15 protein-coding genes are annotated in these 13,998 nt (G+C 71.5%); 3 read left to right on the top strand and 12 right to left on the bottom strand.

Going from position 1 to position 13,998, the window contains the following annotated elements; genetic code table 11:
- The first annotated feature begins 100 nt into the window (after positions 1-100).
- Positions 101-949 carry a helix-turn-helix transcriptional regulator gene (locus tag GCN81_RS12910; RefSeq protein WP_156724703.1) on the top strand — a complete coding sequence of 283 codons (849 nt, stop codon included), beginning with the start codon at positions 101-103 and terminating at the stop codon, positions 947-949.
- On the opposite strand, the gene GCN81_RS12905 is transcribed toward GCN81_RS12910, so the two are convergent.
- From GCN81_RS12905 to GCN81_RS12850, 12 genes are all read right to left on the bottom strand, one after another.
- Positions 940-2,409 (bottom strand): YcaO-like family protein, encoded by a 1,470-nt coding sequence (locus GCN81_RS12905; RefSeq protein WP_197287602.1) that lies wholly within the window; start codon positions 2,407-2,409, stop codon positions 940-942. The genes GCN81_RS12910 and GCN81_RS12905 overlap by 10 nt on opposite strands.
- Positions 2,406-3,215 carry an ABC transporter permease gene (locus GCN81_RS12900; protein ID WP_197287601.1) on the bottom strand — a complete coding sequence of 270 codons (810 nt, stop codon included), beginning with the start codon at positions 3,213-3,215 and terminating at the stop codon, positions 2,406-2,408. The genes GCN81_RS12905 and GCN81_RS12900 overlap by 4 nt, the downstream gene beginning before the upstream one ends.
- Before the next feature lie 4 nt (positions 3,216-3,219).
- A complete protein-coding gene (locus GCN81_RS12895; protein ID WP_197287600.1) occupies positions 3,220-4,320 on the bottom strand; it encodes an ABC transporter ATP-binding protein in 1,101 nt (366 codons plus the stop codon).
- Entirely contained in the window at positions 4,317-5,636 is a 1,320-nt protein-coding gene (locus GCN81_RS12890; protein ID WP_156724700.1) for a hypothetical protein, read from the bottom strand. The genes GCN81_RS12895 and GCN81_RS12890 overlap by 4 nt, the downstream gene beginning before the upstream one ends.
- Positions 5,578-6,453: a CPBP family intramembrane glutamic endopeptidase gene (locus GCN81_RS12885; RefSeq protein ID WP_156724699.1), complete on the bottom strand. Its 876-nt coding sequence runs from the start codon at positions 6,451-6,453 to the stop codon at positions 5,578-5,580. Before GCN81_RS12885 ends, GCN81_RS12890 begins: the two co-directional genes overlap by 59 nt.
- A gap of 33 nt (positions 6,454-6,486) precedes the next feature.
- Complete coding sequence (locus GCN81_RS12880; RefSeq protein ID WP_156724698.1) at positions 6,487-7,395, bottom strand: SagB/ThcOx family dehydrogenase; 909 nt, start codon at positions 7,393-7,395, stop codon at positions 6,487-6,489.
- The gene (locus GCN81_RS12875; protein WP_156724697.1) at positions 7,392-8,267 is read right to left on the bottom strand and encodes a nitroreductase family protein; all 876 of its coding nucleotides are present in this window, start codon (positions 8,265-8,267) and stop codon (positions 7,392-7,394) included. Before GCN81_RS12875 ends, GCN81_RS12880 begins: the two co-directional genes overlap by 4 nt.
- A gap of 9 nt (positions 8,268-8,276) precedes the next feature.
- Positions 8,277-9,302, bottom strand: coding sequence for a TOMM precursor leader peptide-binding protein (locus tag GCN81_RS12870; RefSeq protein ID WP_156724696.1), 1,026 nt, complete (start codon positions 9,300-9,302; stop codon positions 8,277-8,279).
- A 317-nt stretch (positions 9,303-9,619) separates the two neighbouring features.
- Positions 9,620-10,276 carry a response regulator gene (locus GCN81_RS12865; RefSeq protein ID WP_156724695.1) on the bottom strand — a complete coding sequence of 219 codons (657 nt, stop codon included), beginning with the start codon at positions 10,274-10,276 and terminating at the stop codon, positions 9,620-9,622.
- 31 nt (positions 10,277-10,307) lie between these two features.
- Entirely contained in the window at positions 10,308-11,504 is a 1,197-nt protein-coding gene (locus tag GCN81_RS12860) for a sensor histidine kinase (protein ID WP_156724694.1), read from the bottom strand.
- Between the two features lie 57 nt (positions 11,505-11,561).
- A complete protein-coding gene (locus tag GCN81_RS12855; protein ID WP_156724693.1) occupies positions 11,562-11,999 on the bottom strand; it encodes an ATP-binding protein in 438 nt (145 codons plus the stop codon).
- A gap of 65 nt (positions 12,000-12,064) precedes the next feature.
- On the bottom strand, positions 12,065-12,214 hold the full coding sequence (locus tag GCN81_RS12850) for an Arc family DNA-binding protein (protein ID WP_156724692.1): 150 nt from the start codon (positions 12,212-12,214) through the stop codon (positions 12,065-12,067).
- A gap of 28 nt (positions 12,215-12,242) precedes the next feature.
- Between GCN81_RS12850 and GCN81_RS12845 the strand changes: the two genes are divergently transcribed.
- Both GCN81_RS12845 and GCN81_RS12840 read left to right on the top strand, forming a co-directional pair.
- A complete protein-coding gene (locus GCN81_RS12845) occupies positions 12,243-13,388 on the top strand; it encodes an RNA-guided endonuclease InsQ/TnpB family protein (RefSeq protein ID WP_156724691.1) in 1,146 nt (381 codons plus the stop codon).
- Between the two features lie 201 nt (positions 13,389-13,589).
- Positions 13,590-13,943 (top strand): DUF397 domain-containing protein, encoded by a 354-nt coding sequence (locus tag GCN81_RS12840; protein ID WP_156724690.1) that lies wholly within the window; start codon positions 13,590-13,592, stop codon positions 13,941-13,943.
- The last annotated feature ends 55 nt before the right edge of the window (positions 13,944-13,998 follow it).

Genomic DNA, 13,998 nt, shown 5'->3' with positions numbered 1-13,998 from the left:
GCACCATCCGGCGGCAGGGGCCCTCTTGACCAAGGTGTCCCTCGAACGCGCCAGATCAGGCAGGACCAGACCAGGCAGGACCGTATCTAGGGGGAGCGCCATGGAGAGTTCTACGCATGCCATGTGTGCCTGTACGACCGACACGTTTGACGAACTCCGGGCAGCCGTGGCCCAGCTGTCCGGCCTGACCCAAGCTCTCGGTGCCAGCGCCGTGCCCGGCGACCACGGCGCTCTGCGGCCCGCCTCCGTGGACCGTATCGACGAGGTCTTCGCCGCCGTGGTCCGGGCCACCCGCCTTGAGCTGCTCGAAGTACGGCCCGAACCGCCCCGGCCGCACGAGGCGGCCGCCGCCACCGCACCCACCCTGAGACACCAGGTGATCGTCGACTCCCAGGCGGCCGTGACCACGGCCGCGGCCACGGCCGCCGCGCCGACCGGGCCGGGCGTCGAGATACGGGCCATGCCGCTCGTCCCGGTCCGGATGGCGGTCAGTGACCGGGAGGCGCTGGTCGTCGCCATCGGGCTGACGGAGGACACCGGCTATCTGCTGGTCGACCGTCAGTCCGATGCCGCCGCGCGCCTCGCGACCCGATTCCTCGCTCAGTGGTGGCCCCGAGCCCGTCACTACTGCCCGGCCCCCGATGCCAGCACCACTCAGGCAGTCTCCAAGGCCGCCGAGTCCGCTACCGAGGCCGCCGTGCTCGCCGCGCTCGTCCAGGGGCTCACCGACGACTGCGTCGCCCGCCGGGTCGGTGTCACCCCGCGCACCGTCCGCCGCCATGTCGCCGCCGTGTCCGCGCGGTTCGGCGCCACCTCCCGGTTGCAGTTGGGGGTGCTGATCGGCCGCACCGTCCAGGAGACACAGACGGAGGCGGAAAAGGCGGAGGCGGAGGCGGCAACGGCGACGGCGACGGCGACGGAGGCTGGCGCGGGCGGGCGTTACGGGTAAGGCAGCGGGTTCACGTTCAGGTCACCGAAGCCCAGGGGCCGTTCGCGGTGTCCCGACTCGTACGGCACCGTGCCGTACCGCGGGTTCCCCAGACCCGGTGCCTGCGGCGGGTACGGCGGGCTCAGTTCCGGCATCACCACCTTCATCAGGCTGGTGTGCCGGAACTGGGGCAGCGAGAAGTCGAAGGTGATCGGGTCCCAGCCCCGCTCCGCCAGCAGCCCCATCAGCCGGTCCCAGCGCCGGTCCGGGTCCGCCTCCGGCCCGGTCCCCCGCTGGGGCAGTTCCGAGAGCGGGATCTCCTTGCCGCCGTCGTAGAACCAGGAGACCCGGTCGCGGTTCTCCTCGAAGCCGTAGTACGGGATGACCTGGATGTAGTTGGTGAAGTCGGCGGCGGTGGCGTCCTTGCCGATGGCGAACTGACGGCCGAACGCCTCCGTGAACTCCCAGTCCGGCGTCGCCAGCGAGATCCGCAGGCTCCGCTCCGCCTGGGCGTACTCCGTCAGCGCCGACAGCATCGCCTCCTCGGCGTCGTCCGACACGCCGCCACCCGCGAAGTAGCTGTAGCGGCGCAGCCAGGTGTCGCGCTCGACCGCGGTGAGCACCGGGTAGTCGTGCAGATCGAGGTTGTGGAGGTAGAAGCCGATGTCGCCGGGCTGTTCGCCGATCGTGTCAAGCAGCCGCCGCAGCGCCCGGTTCCGTACCGGACGGTCGATGACGACACGGTCCAGCGGCACACCCCCGTACCAGCGGAGGTTCACCGCGTCCCGCTCGAACAGCTCCAGCACCCCGTGCAGCAGGGCGTCACGGCGGCTGATGTGGCTGGCCAGGCCGCCGCTGGGGGCCAGTCCGACCATCGGCTCGTCCGGGCCGTGCAGATAGAACAGCATCACGAGCTGGGCGGGTACGTACACCTCCTCCCCGGAGCGCAGGCGGCGGCCCGCGATCCAGCCCAGCTCCGAGTCCTCCGTCCAGGGCTCGTACAGCGGGTCGTCCGCCAGCTGCTCGGGCGCGAAGACCGGGAACTCGTCCGGGTGCAGGCAGGGCACGCCCTTGCCCGCGAGGGTGCGGTACGAGCCGTGCAGGATCCGGTCCATGTGGGTGAGGTAGGCCAGCGAGCCGAGCACCCGCTCCACCGCCTCCCCCACCGACGACGCCGTGGTGCCGAACAGGTCGTGGCCCTTTCCACCCCCGTACACCTGGCCCCCGAAGCCGGTGTTGAGGCCCGGCAGGCCCAGCAGGCGGCCCATCGCGTGGTCGAGGTCGAAGTACTGGCCGTGGGCGACGTACATGGGCTTGCCGAGGCCCGAGCGGAAGTACGTGGTGAACGTGCGCAGTGGTCCGTGCGGGTGGTAGTAGTCCAGCACCTCCTGGATGGCGCCGAACTCGGTGTCGTTCAGGGACGGTTTCAGCAACCGGTCCCGGTGGTTGATCCATTCACCGCGCAGTGTGCGTGTGCTCATCGGTTTCCCTCCCAGGTGGACTTCGAACGGGCAATCACCACGAGAGCCCCGGCGGCGACCAACACCAAGGCCAGCTCCCATAGTTCGCCGACCATGGAGCGCCCCAGATACGCGCTCACGGACGCGTCGATGACCGGGCTCATCGGGTTGAACGCGGTCAACGTCTCCAGCCAGCCGGGGAACGAGTCGCGCGGAATCGCCGCCCCCGACCCCAGGAACAGCAGGAAGAACAGGCCCGTCCCCGTGATCTGGACGCTACGGGCGGGCAGATCCAGGCTGCCGAGCAACACCCCGACGGCGAACGTGAAGGTGAGGCCCACCAGCACGGCCAGCGCGAACGGAGCGGGCGAGGCCAGCAGCACCCCGTACGCCACGCCGACCACGGCCAGCAGCGCGCCCACCGCCAGCACGAACATCAGCAGACCCACGACTACCTGGGAGAACCAGAACCACCACATGGGCACGGGCGCCAGCCGGTACCGGCGCAGCACCCCGCTGGCCCGGCACTCGGCGATGTTGATGGCGACGCCGAGTACGCCGAGGTTGATGGCGATGGTCACGACGATGTGCGCCACGTACTCGTCGATATAGCGGACGCCGTCATTGCCCTCCGTCCCGTACGCCACACCGAGGAACAGCAGCATGGCCATCGGGAAGACCAACGTGAAGAAAACGGCGGCCGGTTCGCGCAGGAACAGCAGCAGCTCGACACGGCACAGCTTGCCGAGACCGCGCGGGGAGCGGCGGGCCGCGGGGGTGAGGGGTGTCGGGGGGCTGGCCAGAGGGCCGGTCGGGGGTTCAGTCACGGGTTCAGTCACGGATGTTGGGCGTGTCGGGCGACTCATAGGGCGTTCCCGTCCTCGTCAGATAGAGGTCCTCAAGGTCCGTGGGGCCGGTGGCGGCGGCGGCCAACACCTGCTGGAGGTCCGCCGCTTCGGGCTGGCCTTCGTCGCCCGGCCCCCCGGCGAGGTGGGCGCGCAGAGCCGCCAGGGCCTTCTCGGCGAAGCCGTCCTCGCCGTACGCGTAGTGCGTACCGGCCACCACGCGGGAGGTGGTCCAGCCGGGTACGGCGCGCAGCAGCGCGTCGGTCCACGGCCGGTTCGGGAGCCGGAGGCGGGTGGTGAGACCCGCCGCGCCGAGCAGTTCCCCGACCGGTCCCTCAGCGGCGATCCGGCCACCGTCGAGCACGTACACGCGGTGGCAGCGGCTCTGGGCCTCGTGCAGATCGTGGGTGGCGAGCAGGACGGCGGTGCGGGTGCCGGTCAGCTGCTCCAGTACGCCCCACATCTCCAGCCGGGCGTGCGGGTCGAGGCCGGTCGTCGGCTCGTCGAGCAGCAGCACGGGCGGCCTGCCGAGCAGGGCCAGGGCCAGCGTGAGGCGGCGCTTCTGGCCGCCGGACAGATGCCGGTAGAAGACCCTGCGGCGGTCGGTCAGGCCGATGCGCCGCAGCAGGTCGTCGATGTCCCACGGGTCGTCGTAGAAGCCCGCGAACAGCTCCATCGCCTCAGCCACGCGGAGCCGTTCGGCCAGGCTGGATTCCTGGAGCTGGGCGCCGAAGGCCAGGTGGTACGCGGCGGGCCCCGCCGACCTGGTCAGTCCCGCGACGGAGACCGTGCCCGCGTCGGGGCGGCGGATGCCCTCGACGCACTCCAGGAACGTGGTCTTTCCCGCGCCGTTGGGCCCCACCAGGCCGATGATCTCGCCTTCGTGGACGCGGATGGACACGCCGTCGAGCACGCGCTGGTCGCCGTAACTCTTCCGTAGGTCCACGGCTTCCAGCACGACCGGGGCTGCCGGGCGGGCGGGTTGGTTCACGTTCACCTCCGCGTTCACCTCCTCGTTCGTGTGCGCCTGCGCCTGCATGTTCGTGGGCGGATGCGTGTTCGCGTTCGGGTGCGTGTTCGCCGTCATGTACGGGCCTCCTGAGGGCTGTTCAGCCGCGGCGTCGGTACGAGGACCCGGCAGGCCGCTGGCAGCGCCGCAGGCCCGGGCAGCGCGTCCGGGTCGCCGGACAGTGCGAGCAGGCCGCTCGCCCAGGGCGCCCAGGTGCCGGTCAGCGCCGCCAGGGTGCCGCCCGTGGCCGCCGCCAGCACGGTCCGCCGGGGCAGCCCGGCCTGTTCCCACCAGGCGAGTTCGTCGTACAGCCCGTAGCCGGGGACCAGCGCGAGGCCCAGCGCGTCACTGCCCGCCACCAGCGGTACGCCGCTCGCGTGAGCGGTGGCCAGGGCCTCCAGCAGGAACGCCCAGCCCGCGTCGAACTCCTTGCGCGCCGGGCCCTTGAGCTGCTCGAAGCCGAAGTGCTCACGGGCGTACTTACGGCCGAAGACCAGCCCGGGGCCGCGCATGTCGAGCAGGTACTGATGGAACGGCGCCATCGGCACCAGGCGGTCAAGACGCGGCTCGGCCACCGCCTCGTCCAGCAGCGCCGACCGCCGCCAGGAGTGCAGCAGCGGGACGAGTGCCGTGTCCCCCTGCCCGGCCAGGGCGCGCAGCCGCTCGGCCGCCGTATGCCGTACGGCGGGATCGGCGAAGGCCCGTACGACCGCGGCGGCCCCCCGCGCGCCAGACGCGCCGGATGCTCCGGGCTCCGCAGGCAGCAGGCAGCGCGGCAGGTCCTGGACGACGTGCACGCCCGCCTTCGCCGCCTCGACGGCCCCGGTCAGCCCGGGCTGGTGCAGGACCCGCATCCCGTGCTCCCGCGCCGCCGCCACGACGTCGGCGAGCCGCTCCGGCGCCAGCGAAGGACCCGTCCGTACGAGCCGGGCGCCGTCGGCCGCCACCGCGGCGACCGCCCGGTGCGCGGAGCGCGTGTCGCGGACCAGCCGGGTGGCGGTGGTGGCCGCCGGGGGCCCGTCGAGTACGGGGCCCGTCCACAGCAACAGCGGGTCGCCGGGTACGGCGAGCTCGGCCAGGGCGGCGTACGGCTCGGTGTGCCCACCCACGCCGAGCACGACGGTGACGCCCGCTTCGGCGGCCAGCGCGAGGCAGGCCCGGTGCGGAGCGAGCGCGTCGCCGTCGATCATCCGGTTGAAGTAGCCGGTGACGTGGGCGCAGCCGTCGACGAGTCCGGGCAGCAGCGCGCCGTGCCGCTCCCGCGGCTCACCGTCGGCCGGGGGCGTACCGCTGCCCCAGTCGGTCACCTGCCCGTCGGTGACGCGGACCCAGCCTTCAGCCCGCCACTGGCGGCCGTCGCACAGCAGGGGAGCCGTGTGCACGGTCACGGTCATCGGTGGCACCTCCTTCGTCTTCGCGGGCTTCTTCGCGGGCTTCTTCGCGGGCTTCTTTGCGGGTCAGGCGTCGGCACACCAGGAGCTGGAAGACCAGATGGGCGGCGACGGCCGGGATCAGTGACCCCGAGGCGACCGTCAGGGCGCCCCACACCAGACCGTGGACGGCCTTGGCGGGCACCGCGCGCAGCCCGAAGGAGGCGTGGTGCACGCTGAACAGCGCCGCCTGGAGCGCGACGGCGGCCCACAGGGCCAGCGAGCCCCGGAGCCCGGTCAGCAGATAGCCGCGGAACAGGACCTCCTCGGCGAGCCCCGTGACCAGGCCGAGGGTGATCAGCACGCGCGGGTCGGCCGTCCAGGTGCCGACCGACCGCGTCCCCCCGGCCGGAGCACGCGGAGCGCCCCCCATGGCGCTCGGACCGCTGGCGCCCGGCCCGCGCGGAGCCCGCCTGGCCACGGCCCGGTGCGCGACGAACAGTTCGCCGAAGTAGCCGCCCACCCCGGCCAGTACGCCACCCACCGTGGCCACGCCAACCACCCACCCGGCCGGAGCGCCCTCCTCCGTCAGGCCAAGCCGCTCCGGGTGGAAGCCGGTGTGCGCGGCGGCGGCGAACGCCACCCCGGCCACGGTCGCGGCGTACAGCACCGGCGCCAGCCGCTCCACCGCGTGCCGCCCGCCCCCCGGGCCTCCCCCAGGGCCTCCCCCAGGGCCGACACCCGGACCGCCGAGCCGGAACCGTACGGTCACCGCGATCACCGTGCCGAGCAGCAGGGCGAACACCGGGGCCACCGCCACGACCAGCAGTAGCCGGTTCATCCGGTCACCAGCCGGTTCAGCCGGTTCATCCGGTCACCGCCCGCCCGGCAGGCCGCACGCGAACAGCAGCGAGACGAAGGCGTCCCGCCCGTCCAGCCGCAGCAGGTCGTTGGCGCTGTCGTCGTCGAAGGCGGCCACGGCGCAGGTGGCGAGGCCGAGGCCGGTGGCCACCAGGTAGAGGTTCTGGGTGAGGACGCCCAGGTCGACATGGGCGTACCGATAGGAGCGGACGCCGTACTTCCACTCCACCCGCTCCATGTTGACGGTCAGGAAGAGTACGGCGGGCGCGTGGAACAGCCAGTCGGCGGCGATGCCCGCGTCGGCGACCTTGCCGCGCATGTTGCCCGAGTCGACGACGGTCAGTTCCGGTCCTGACGGGCGGTAGCAGTACAGCCCCTGGTCGAGACCCGCCACGTCGTTGGCGACGACGTACAGGTCGATCGGGGCCAGGCCGCCCGCCGACGGGGCCCGGCGCACCGGGAAGTCGCGGACGTTGTAGCCGGGGCGATGGTCACGGATTCCGGCCGCGCCCTCAAACAGCCCGACGAGGGTCGCCAGGGGCAGCGGCCGGGCCGCGTACGTGGTGGAGGAGCCGCGCTGCTCGATGGCGTCGGCGAGGGTGATGTCCGGCAGCGGCTCCGGCTGGGGCAGCAGGAGCGAGGGCCGTCCGGTGAGGGCGGGTTCGGCCGGTCGCGGGCGGGCGGCCTGGAGGGCGCGGGGGTCGATCATGTCGTCGCACACCGACGAGCGCAGGCGTCGGTGCAGCAGGTCGCGCGGGCGTAGCGGTGGGGCGTCCGGGTCGGCCACGGCCGCTCCGTCGGCGAAGCTGCGCAGCGCGGGCAGGTCGCAGACGCGTAGCCCGAGGGCGCGCGCGAGGCGGTCGTCGGTCAGGTCCGCCTCCTGGCCCTCGTCGACGACGTCGGCGTTCTCCACCGTGGTCATTCCTGGCCCCCTTCGTCGGCGTCCGTGTCGGCTTCCGTGCGCGTGTCGGCTTCCGTGTCCGTGTCGGCTTCGGCAGGGGTACGCAGAGCCACCACCGCCAGTGCGGACCGCTCCAGGCCGTCGCAGTGCAGCAGCGTGTCCAGTTCGTCGTCGTAGAAGTCCCGTACGGGGAACGCCTCGTAGCCCGCCTGCCCGGCCAGCCCGCACACCACGTCGAGCAGCACGCCCGCGTCCATGAGCATCTGCCGGTAGCCGCGCGGCCCGCCGAAGAGCATGCTGCGCCAGGGCACCCCGGTCAGCACGAGCGCGGCCTGCGCGGTGTGCAGCGCCTCAGCCGCCGCGACGTCGATCATCGTCGGGGCGAGCGCCGCGGGCCCGCCGTCCAGGTGGCGTTCGACCCACAGGGCGTTCTCCCCCGGCTGCTGGCGGCACAGCGCGTCCGCGCCGACGACCATCAGGTCGCAGCCGTACAGAAGGCTGGTCAGCGGACCGTCCTCACCAAAAGGACCACACAACGCGCCCAGTGGCACTGGCAGTTCGGTGTGCGGTCGGCGCACGGTGTTGGACTCCGCCGTGAAGTCCTCGGCGCGGTGCTGGCCGCAGGTGGTGAAGAACCAGCGGCGCACGCCCTCGCGTTCGGCTTCGGTGAGCCGGTCGTCGGGGCGGTGCCGGGAGAGGCGGCTGTTGAGATGGAAGAGCTCCGCCACGTCGTCCTGCGCGGGGGCGACCCGGTTGACGAACCCGGCGGCTTTGCCGGGGGCGAGCTCGACGACGTTCGGGGACGGGATCAGGGTCTGCTCCAGGGTGCGGCGGAGCAGGTGGTCAAGGCCCGGGGTGTACGCCGAGGTCTCGTTGCGCGATGCCGATGCCACGGGGGCCTCCTACAGGAAGGGGTGCCGGAACGAGGGCCGCTGCTCGGTGCAGACCGGGCAGCGCGGCAGCCTCAGGACGTGCTCCTGGGTGATCTCCAGCCGCTCCAGGTCGATCCGTATCGCCCGCCCCACCAGGAAGCTGGCGCCGTCCACGAGGTACGGGGCGATGCCGATGGCCGCCCAGGACGCGGCGATGGCGGCGTACGGGCCAAGGAGGGGCGGCAGGTCGTCGGCGGTGCGGCGGGCCAGTTCCTCGCTGTAGAGCTGGTACTCCTGGCGCAGCGCGCGGGACGACTCGTGCTGGATCTCGTGCTCGTTGTAGCAGGCCGACTCGCCCGGTACGACCAGCGGCCCGACGATCACCTCGCTGCCGTCGGCGTACACCGGAAGCCAGGGGCGCCCAGCGGCGACGGCGGCCCGGTTGAGCCGGTGCAGCAGCGAGGGGCGGAAGCCGTCCAAGGCGAGGACGACCAGGTCAGCGTCGTCCAGCAGGTCCGCGAGTGCCGTATCGCCGTCGGGGTCTGCCAGGCCGCCGGTGCCAGCCGCCAGCGACGGGACCTGGCCGACGCCCAGTTCGGTGAGCTGGGTGGTGAGCTGGGTGGCGGCCGAGCCCTGTCCGACGACGCCCACGGTGGTCTGCTCCAGGGCGCGGACGGGGTGTGCGCCCATCAGGCTCCGGTGCATCGCGAAGGAGCCCGAGCCCTCGGGGACGAGGACGCCGTCGTCCGCCAACTGCTCGACCAGCTCGGTAAGTTCGTCCTTCGCGGCGCGGTCGGCGAAGGCGCGGACGATGTCGTCAGGCGTACGGGGTTCGGTGCAGGCCCGCAGGAGTGGCCCGAGTACCCGGTGCTGTCCGTCGTCGCGCAGGACGCGCGAATAGCGCGACCGCGCGCCGTGCCGTAGCAGCACCTCGTCGTCGGTGCACTGCACCACGGTGAGATAGGGGTTGCGTACGAGCCGCCTGCCGTCGCTCTCGGATGCGGCGGGCACGTCGGGCACGTCGGGCACGTCGGGCACGTCGGGCGCATGCGTCACGGGTTCTCCTCGTCTGGGCGGAGTAGGACGGAGCGGGGCACCGGGCCCGGTGGCCCGGGGGGGGGGACGCACCGGGCCCGGCAGGGGGTTACAGCTGCTTCTGGGCGACCGTGCAGTGGCAGTGGCAGCACCAACCGCCCGGTGCGACTGTCGCGTCGGCGGAGAAGTACTTCTCCTCGACCTTGTCGATGATCCGCAGCATGGGACACCTCCTTTCCCGCTTGAAGGAGTGGAACGCGCTCAACGTAAGGAGCGGTGAGCGGGCCGGACAACGCTCTTCGCACGTCCTGAAGCGGCGATGACCTGTGGCGGACGCGTCAGTTGTCGGGGTCCGTCGGGCCGATCCCGTCTTCCCGTACCCGCGCGGCGAGATCGGTCTTCGTGTACGTCGGCCGACCGGCCTGCTGGTACTTGTCCTTGACGCGGTCGAGGTAGTACTTGGCGGTGTGCGGGCTGATCCCGGCGCGCCGGGCCGTGGCCTTGAGGGTCAGCCCCGAGGCGTACGCGCGCAGCACCTCCAGCTCCTTCGGGGAGATCCGGGGCCGGGTCTGGCCGGTGTCGTGGGCCCAGGCGAAGGCGAGTTCCGGGGAGTGGGCGGTGTCGCCAGCGGCCACCGCCTCCACGGCCGCGACCAGGGTCTCCAGGTCGTTGTCCTTGGTGAGGTAGCCGTCGGCTCCGGCGGCGACCGCCGCGATGACCCGTTCCCGGCCCGCCACGGTGCTGATGACCAGTACGCGACTGCCCGCCGCCCGGAGTCGGCAGATGTTGGCGACGGGCTCCGAGCCGTCCTTGAGCAGCAGATCGAGGAGGACGACGTCGGCGGGAGGTCGCGAGGTGGGACCGTCCGGCCCGGTGAGCAGTTCACCGACCGTCGCCACCGCCGCGACCAGCCGGAGCTGGGGCGTGTCGGCCAGCCACGAGCGGATGCCGTCGAGAAGCATCCGGTCGTCGTCCACCACCGCTACGGTGATCACGGGGATATCCGCCTCATCCGCCTCATCCGCCTCATCCGGGCCAGCGCAGGGCGACACAGGTGCCCTCGCCCGGGGCGCTGTCGACCTCGGCGGCTCCGCCACTGTCGCGCATCCGGGCGTGTACGGAGCGCGGCAGCCCGAATCCCCCGGCGGCCCCCACCGTGACGCGCCCCGGGTCGAAACCAGCCCCCTGGTCCACGACCGTCACCAGCAAATGGCCGTCGTCACCAGTGGCGGTGAGGAAGGCCCGGCCGGTGCCGGAGTGGCGCAGTACGTTGTTGAGCGCCTCCCGCACCGCGTCGCCGAAGGCGGTGGCGACGTCGGGCGGCACGGTGGGCAGGGCGTGGTACTGGGTGGTGACGCGCAGGCCCAGCTCCTCCGTTTCACGTACCGCGCCCTCCAGGGCGGCGCCCACGTCCTGCCGGGTGGCCGCGTCGTCGTCGGGGTTCTGCTGGACGAGCCGCCGCAGATAGGCGGCCTCCCGGGCACACCGTCGGCGTACCTCGGGCGCGTTGGCGTCTACGGCGCCGTGCGCGATGGTGGTGAGGGTGGCCAGGACCGTGTCGTGCAGGGCGCGGTGGTGGGCGATGCGCTCGGCGTAGCGGGCCCGCCCGGCCTCGGCCCGCATGGCCTGTTCGGTCGCGGCGTCCAGGAGTCTGCCCTGACGCCGCAGATACCACCAGAAGACCCGGGTGATGACGGCGGAGGACAGAATCGCGTTGAGGTGACCCCCCACCACGGCCACCTCAGCCTCAACGAGTTGGTAGCCCACGACATGGGTGAGCGCGATGAGCAGTACGGCACCGACGGCCGCCGCCCAGCGGCGAAAGGTCACGGCGGCCACCGCGCTCGCCGAACCCCCGAGCACCATCGTCCAGGCGATCGCCGGGGCCTGCCGGGTATCCGCCCAGGCGTACGCGGCGAACGGCAGGGCGCAGCCCGTGACCAGCACGTCGACGGCGACCGCCCGACGGTCGAACCAGCCCCGGACACGGGCCAGTCCGTGCACCAGCACGCTGCACGCCACGGCGACGGCCAGCAGCACCCAGGCGGCGGGTCGGTCCCGCTGGTGCTGGACGACGGCGACGAGGCCGATCATGAGATGACTGCCCCGGTAGAGCAGCGTGGCCAGGCACAGGAAGACCTGTGCCCGCTGTAAGCCCGAGCCTATGCCCGCGCTGCTGCCGCCCGCGCTGCTGCCGCCCCCGGCGTTGTCCGCGCCCCCCATGTCCCCTCCACCAGACAGGTCCCCCGAGTCGGGATCGTACAGCGGCTTCCCGCCCGCTCAGACCCCCTCAGCTCTCCGTGAGACCTCTGTGAGACCCCCGAGTCGCTGCGGCTCCGTCTCCGCCCAGACGGTCTTGCCGGGACCGGTACGTTCGGCCACGCCCCAGCGGGCGGCGACGGCCGCGACGAGGTGCAGGCCGCGGCCGCGATCGAGGTCGGCCGCGATGGTCTTCGGCTCGGGCAGTGTCGGGTGGGTGTCGGCCGCATCGACGCGTACGACACTCGTCTCGTGCTCGTAGGCGAGCCGCAGCTCGAAGCCCCGCCCCGGGACGCGCCCATGCAGCACGGCGTTGGCCGCCAGCTCCGCGACGAGCAGCGCCACGTCGTGGGCGAGCGGCGTCCCGTGCGGGATGCCCCAGTCGTGCACCTGGTGCGCGGCGACACACCGCGCCCGGCGCGCGCCGAGCCGCGTAGCGGCGAACCGCTGCGCGAACACACTTACGGCTACGGGAAAGGCGGCCGCCTTTCCCGCGTAGCAGGGCAGGGAAAGACGAATCGCCGTCAGGACGATTCGTCGTCTCCGCCCACGGTGGTGAGAGCGACCTCAAGCAGATGCAGGATCTCAGAGTTGAGGGACCGCCGGTCTGTCTCGGCCTGAGTGGTGAGGCGTTCCCAGAGGTCTTCGGGTGCGCGAAGCGTAAACTTGATCACGCCGCCATTGTGCCACTAGGCTGGCGGCATGAAGCTCAGGTATCAGTTCCGGCTGTACCCGAGCACCCGGCAAAGGATCGAACTGGCGAAGGCGTTCGGGTGCGCCCGCGTGGTCTGGAACGACGCGCTGCGTATCCGTCAGGACGCCTACAAGCAGGGCGAGCCTCTTCCGTCGGTTGTCGCGCTGGCCAAGCAGGTCATCACCGAGGCCAAGAAGACGCCTGAGCGTGAATGGCTCGGCGAGGTGTCGGCGGTCCTACTCCGGTCCTCTCTTCGGGATCTCCAGACCGCTTACAGCAACTTCTTTGCCTCACTCAAGGGCACCCGCAAGGGTCCGAAGTTGGAGCCGCCGAAGTTTAAGCGGAAGACCAGCCGCCAGGCCGTCAGGTTCACCAGAGCTGCCCGCTTCTCGATCACCAAGGAAGGGAATCTCCGGCTTCCGAAGATCGGTGATGTCGAGGTGCGCTGGTCCCGAGAGCTGCCCTCCGACCCGTCGTCCGTGACGGTCATCAAGGACGCGGCCGGGCGGTACTTCTGCTCGTTCGTAGTGGAGGCAGAGGACAAGCCCCTGCCTGAGCTGGACCTTGAGGAGACAGATACTGGCATCGACCTGGGTTTGTCCTCCTACGCCGTGCTGCGGGGCCGGAAGGTCGCGAGTCCGAAGTTCTTCCGGCGTCAGGAGAAGAAGCTCCGCCGCGCTCAGCGCAAGCTCTCCCGCTGTCAGAAGGGCTCGAACAACCGCAGGAAGGCCAAGCTCGTCGTAGCAAAGGAGCACGCCCGTATCGCTGACCAGCGACGCGACTTCATCGACCAGGAGACCACCCGGATAGTCCGTGAGAGCCAAGCGGTCTACCTGGAGGATTTGGCGGTGAAGGGCATGGCCAAGACCCACGGCAAGAGCGTGCACGACCAGAGCCTCGGCATGTTCGCCCGCACCCTCGAAGCCAAGTGCGCGAGGTACGGACGAACCTTCGTCAAGGTCTCCCGATGGTTCCCCTCCACCCAACTGTGCTCGCGCTGCGGGTCGATCGAGGGACCCAAGGGACTGGAAGGGCTCAAGATCCGAGCCTGGACGTGCTCCTGCGGTGCGCACCACGACAGAGACGAGAACGCCGAGATCAACATCCGTCGCGAAGGACGGACACTCGTGGCCGAGGGACGCCCGGACACGTAAAACGCCTCGTGGAGCCCGTGTAAGACCCGGCAGGCCGGGCGGTGGGTGATGAAGCAGGAACCACCTACGACCGCTGCTTAACAACGGCGGCCCGGTGGGAATCGCCCGCCTTTAGGCGGGTGAGCGTCAAGGCAAGTTGCGTTCCCAGGCCATGGATTGTCGGGCTACGGTGAGCTTGCTGGAACAGATGCGAGGAGCCCTATGAGCACCACCGAAGACCTGAACTGGTTCAAGAGCAGCTACAGCGGTGACGAGGGCGACAACTGCGTCGAGGTCGCCGTACAGCCCGCCGCAGTCCACGTCCGCGACTCCAAAGACAGCGGCCTCCGACCCTTCACTGTCTCCCCCGCCGCCTGGACGGCATTCACTGCCACACAGCTGAGTTGGCACAGGAGCAGCTACAGCGGAGACGGAGGCGACAACTGCGTCGAGGTCGCCATGCAGCCCACCGCAGTCCACGTCCGCGACTCCAAAGACAGCGGCCTTCGCCCCTTCACCACCTCACCCGCCGCCTGGGCCGCGTTCACCACGTACGCGGCCGACGGCGACATCTGAGCCGAACGGTCGCGCGTCCGGTGGGGGCTGTTGGCAGCCCCCACCGGACCTGCGG

It is taken from the genome of Streptomyces apocyni, from assembly GCF_009739465.1.
GTDB classification, from domain to species: Bacteria; Actinomycetota; Actinomycetes; order Streptomycetales; family Streptomycetaceae; genus Streptomyces; species Streptomyces apocyni.
This window is presented reverse-complemented; position numbering and strand designations above follow the sequence as displayed.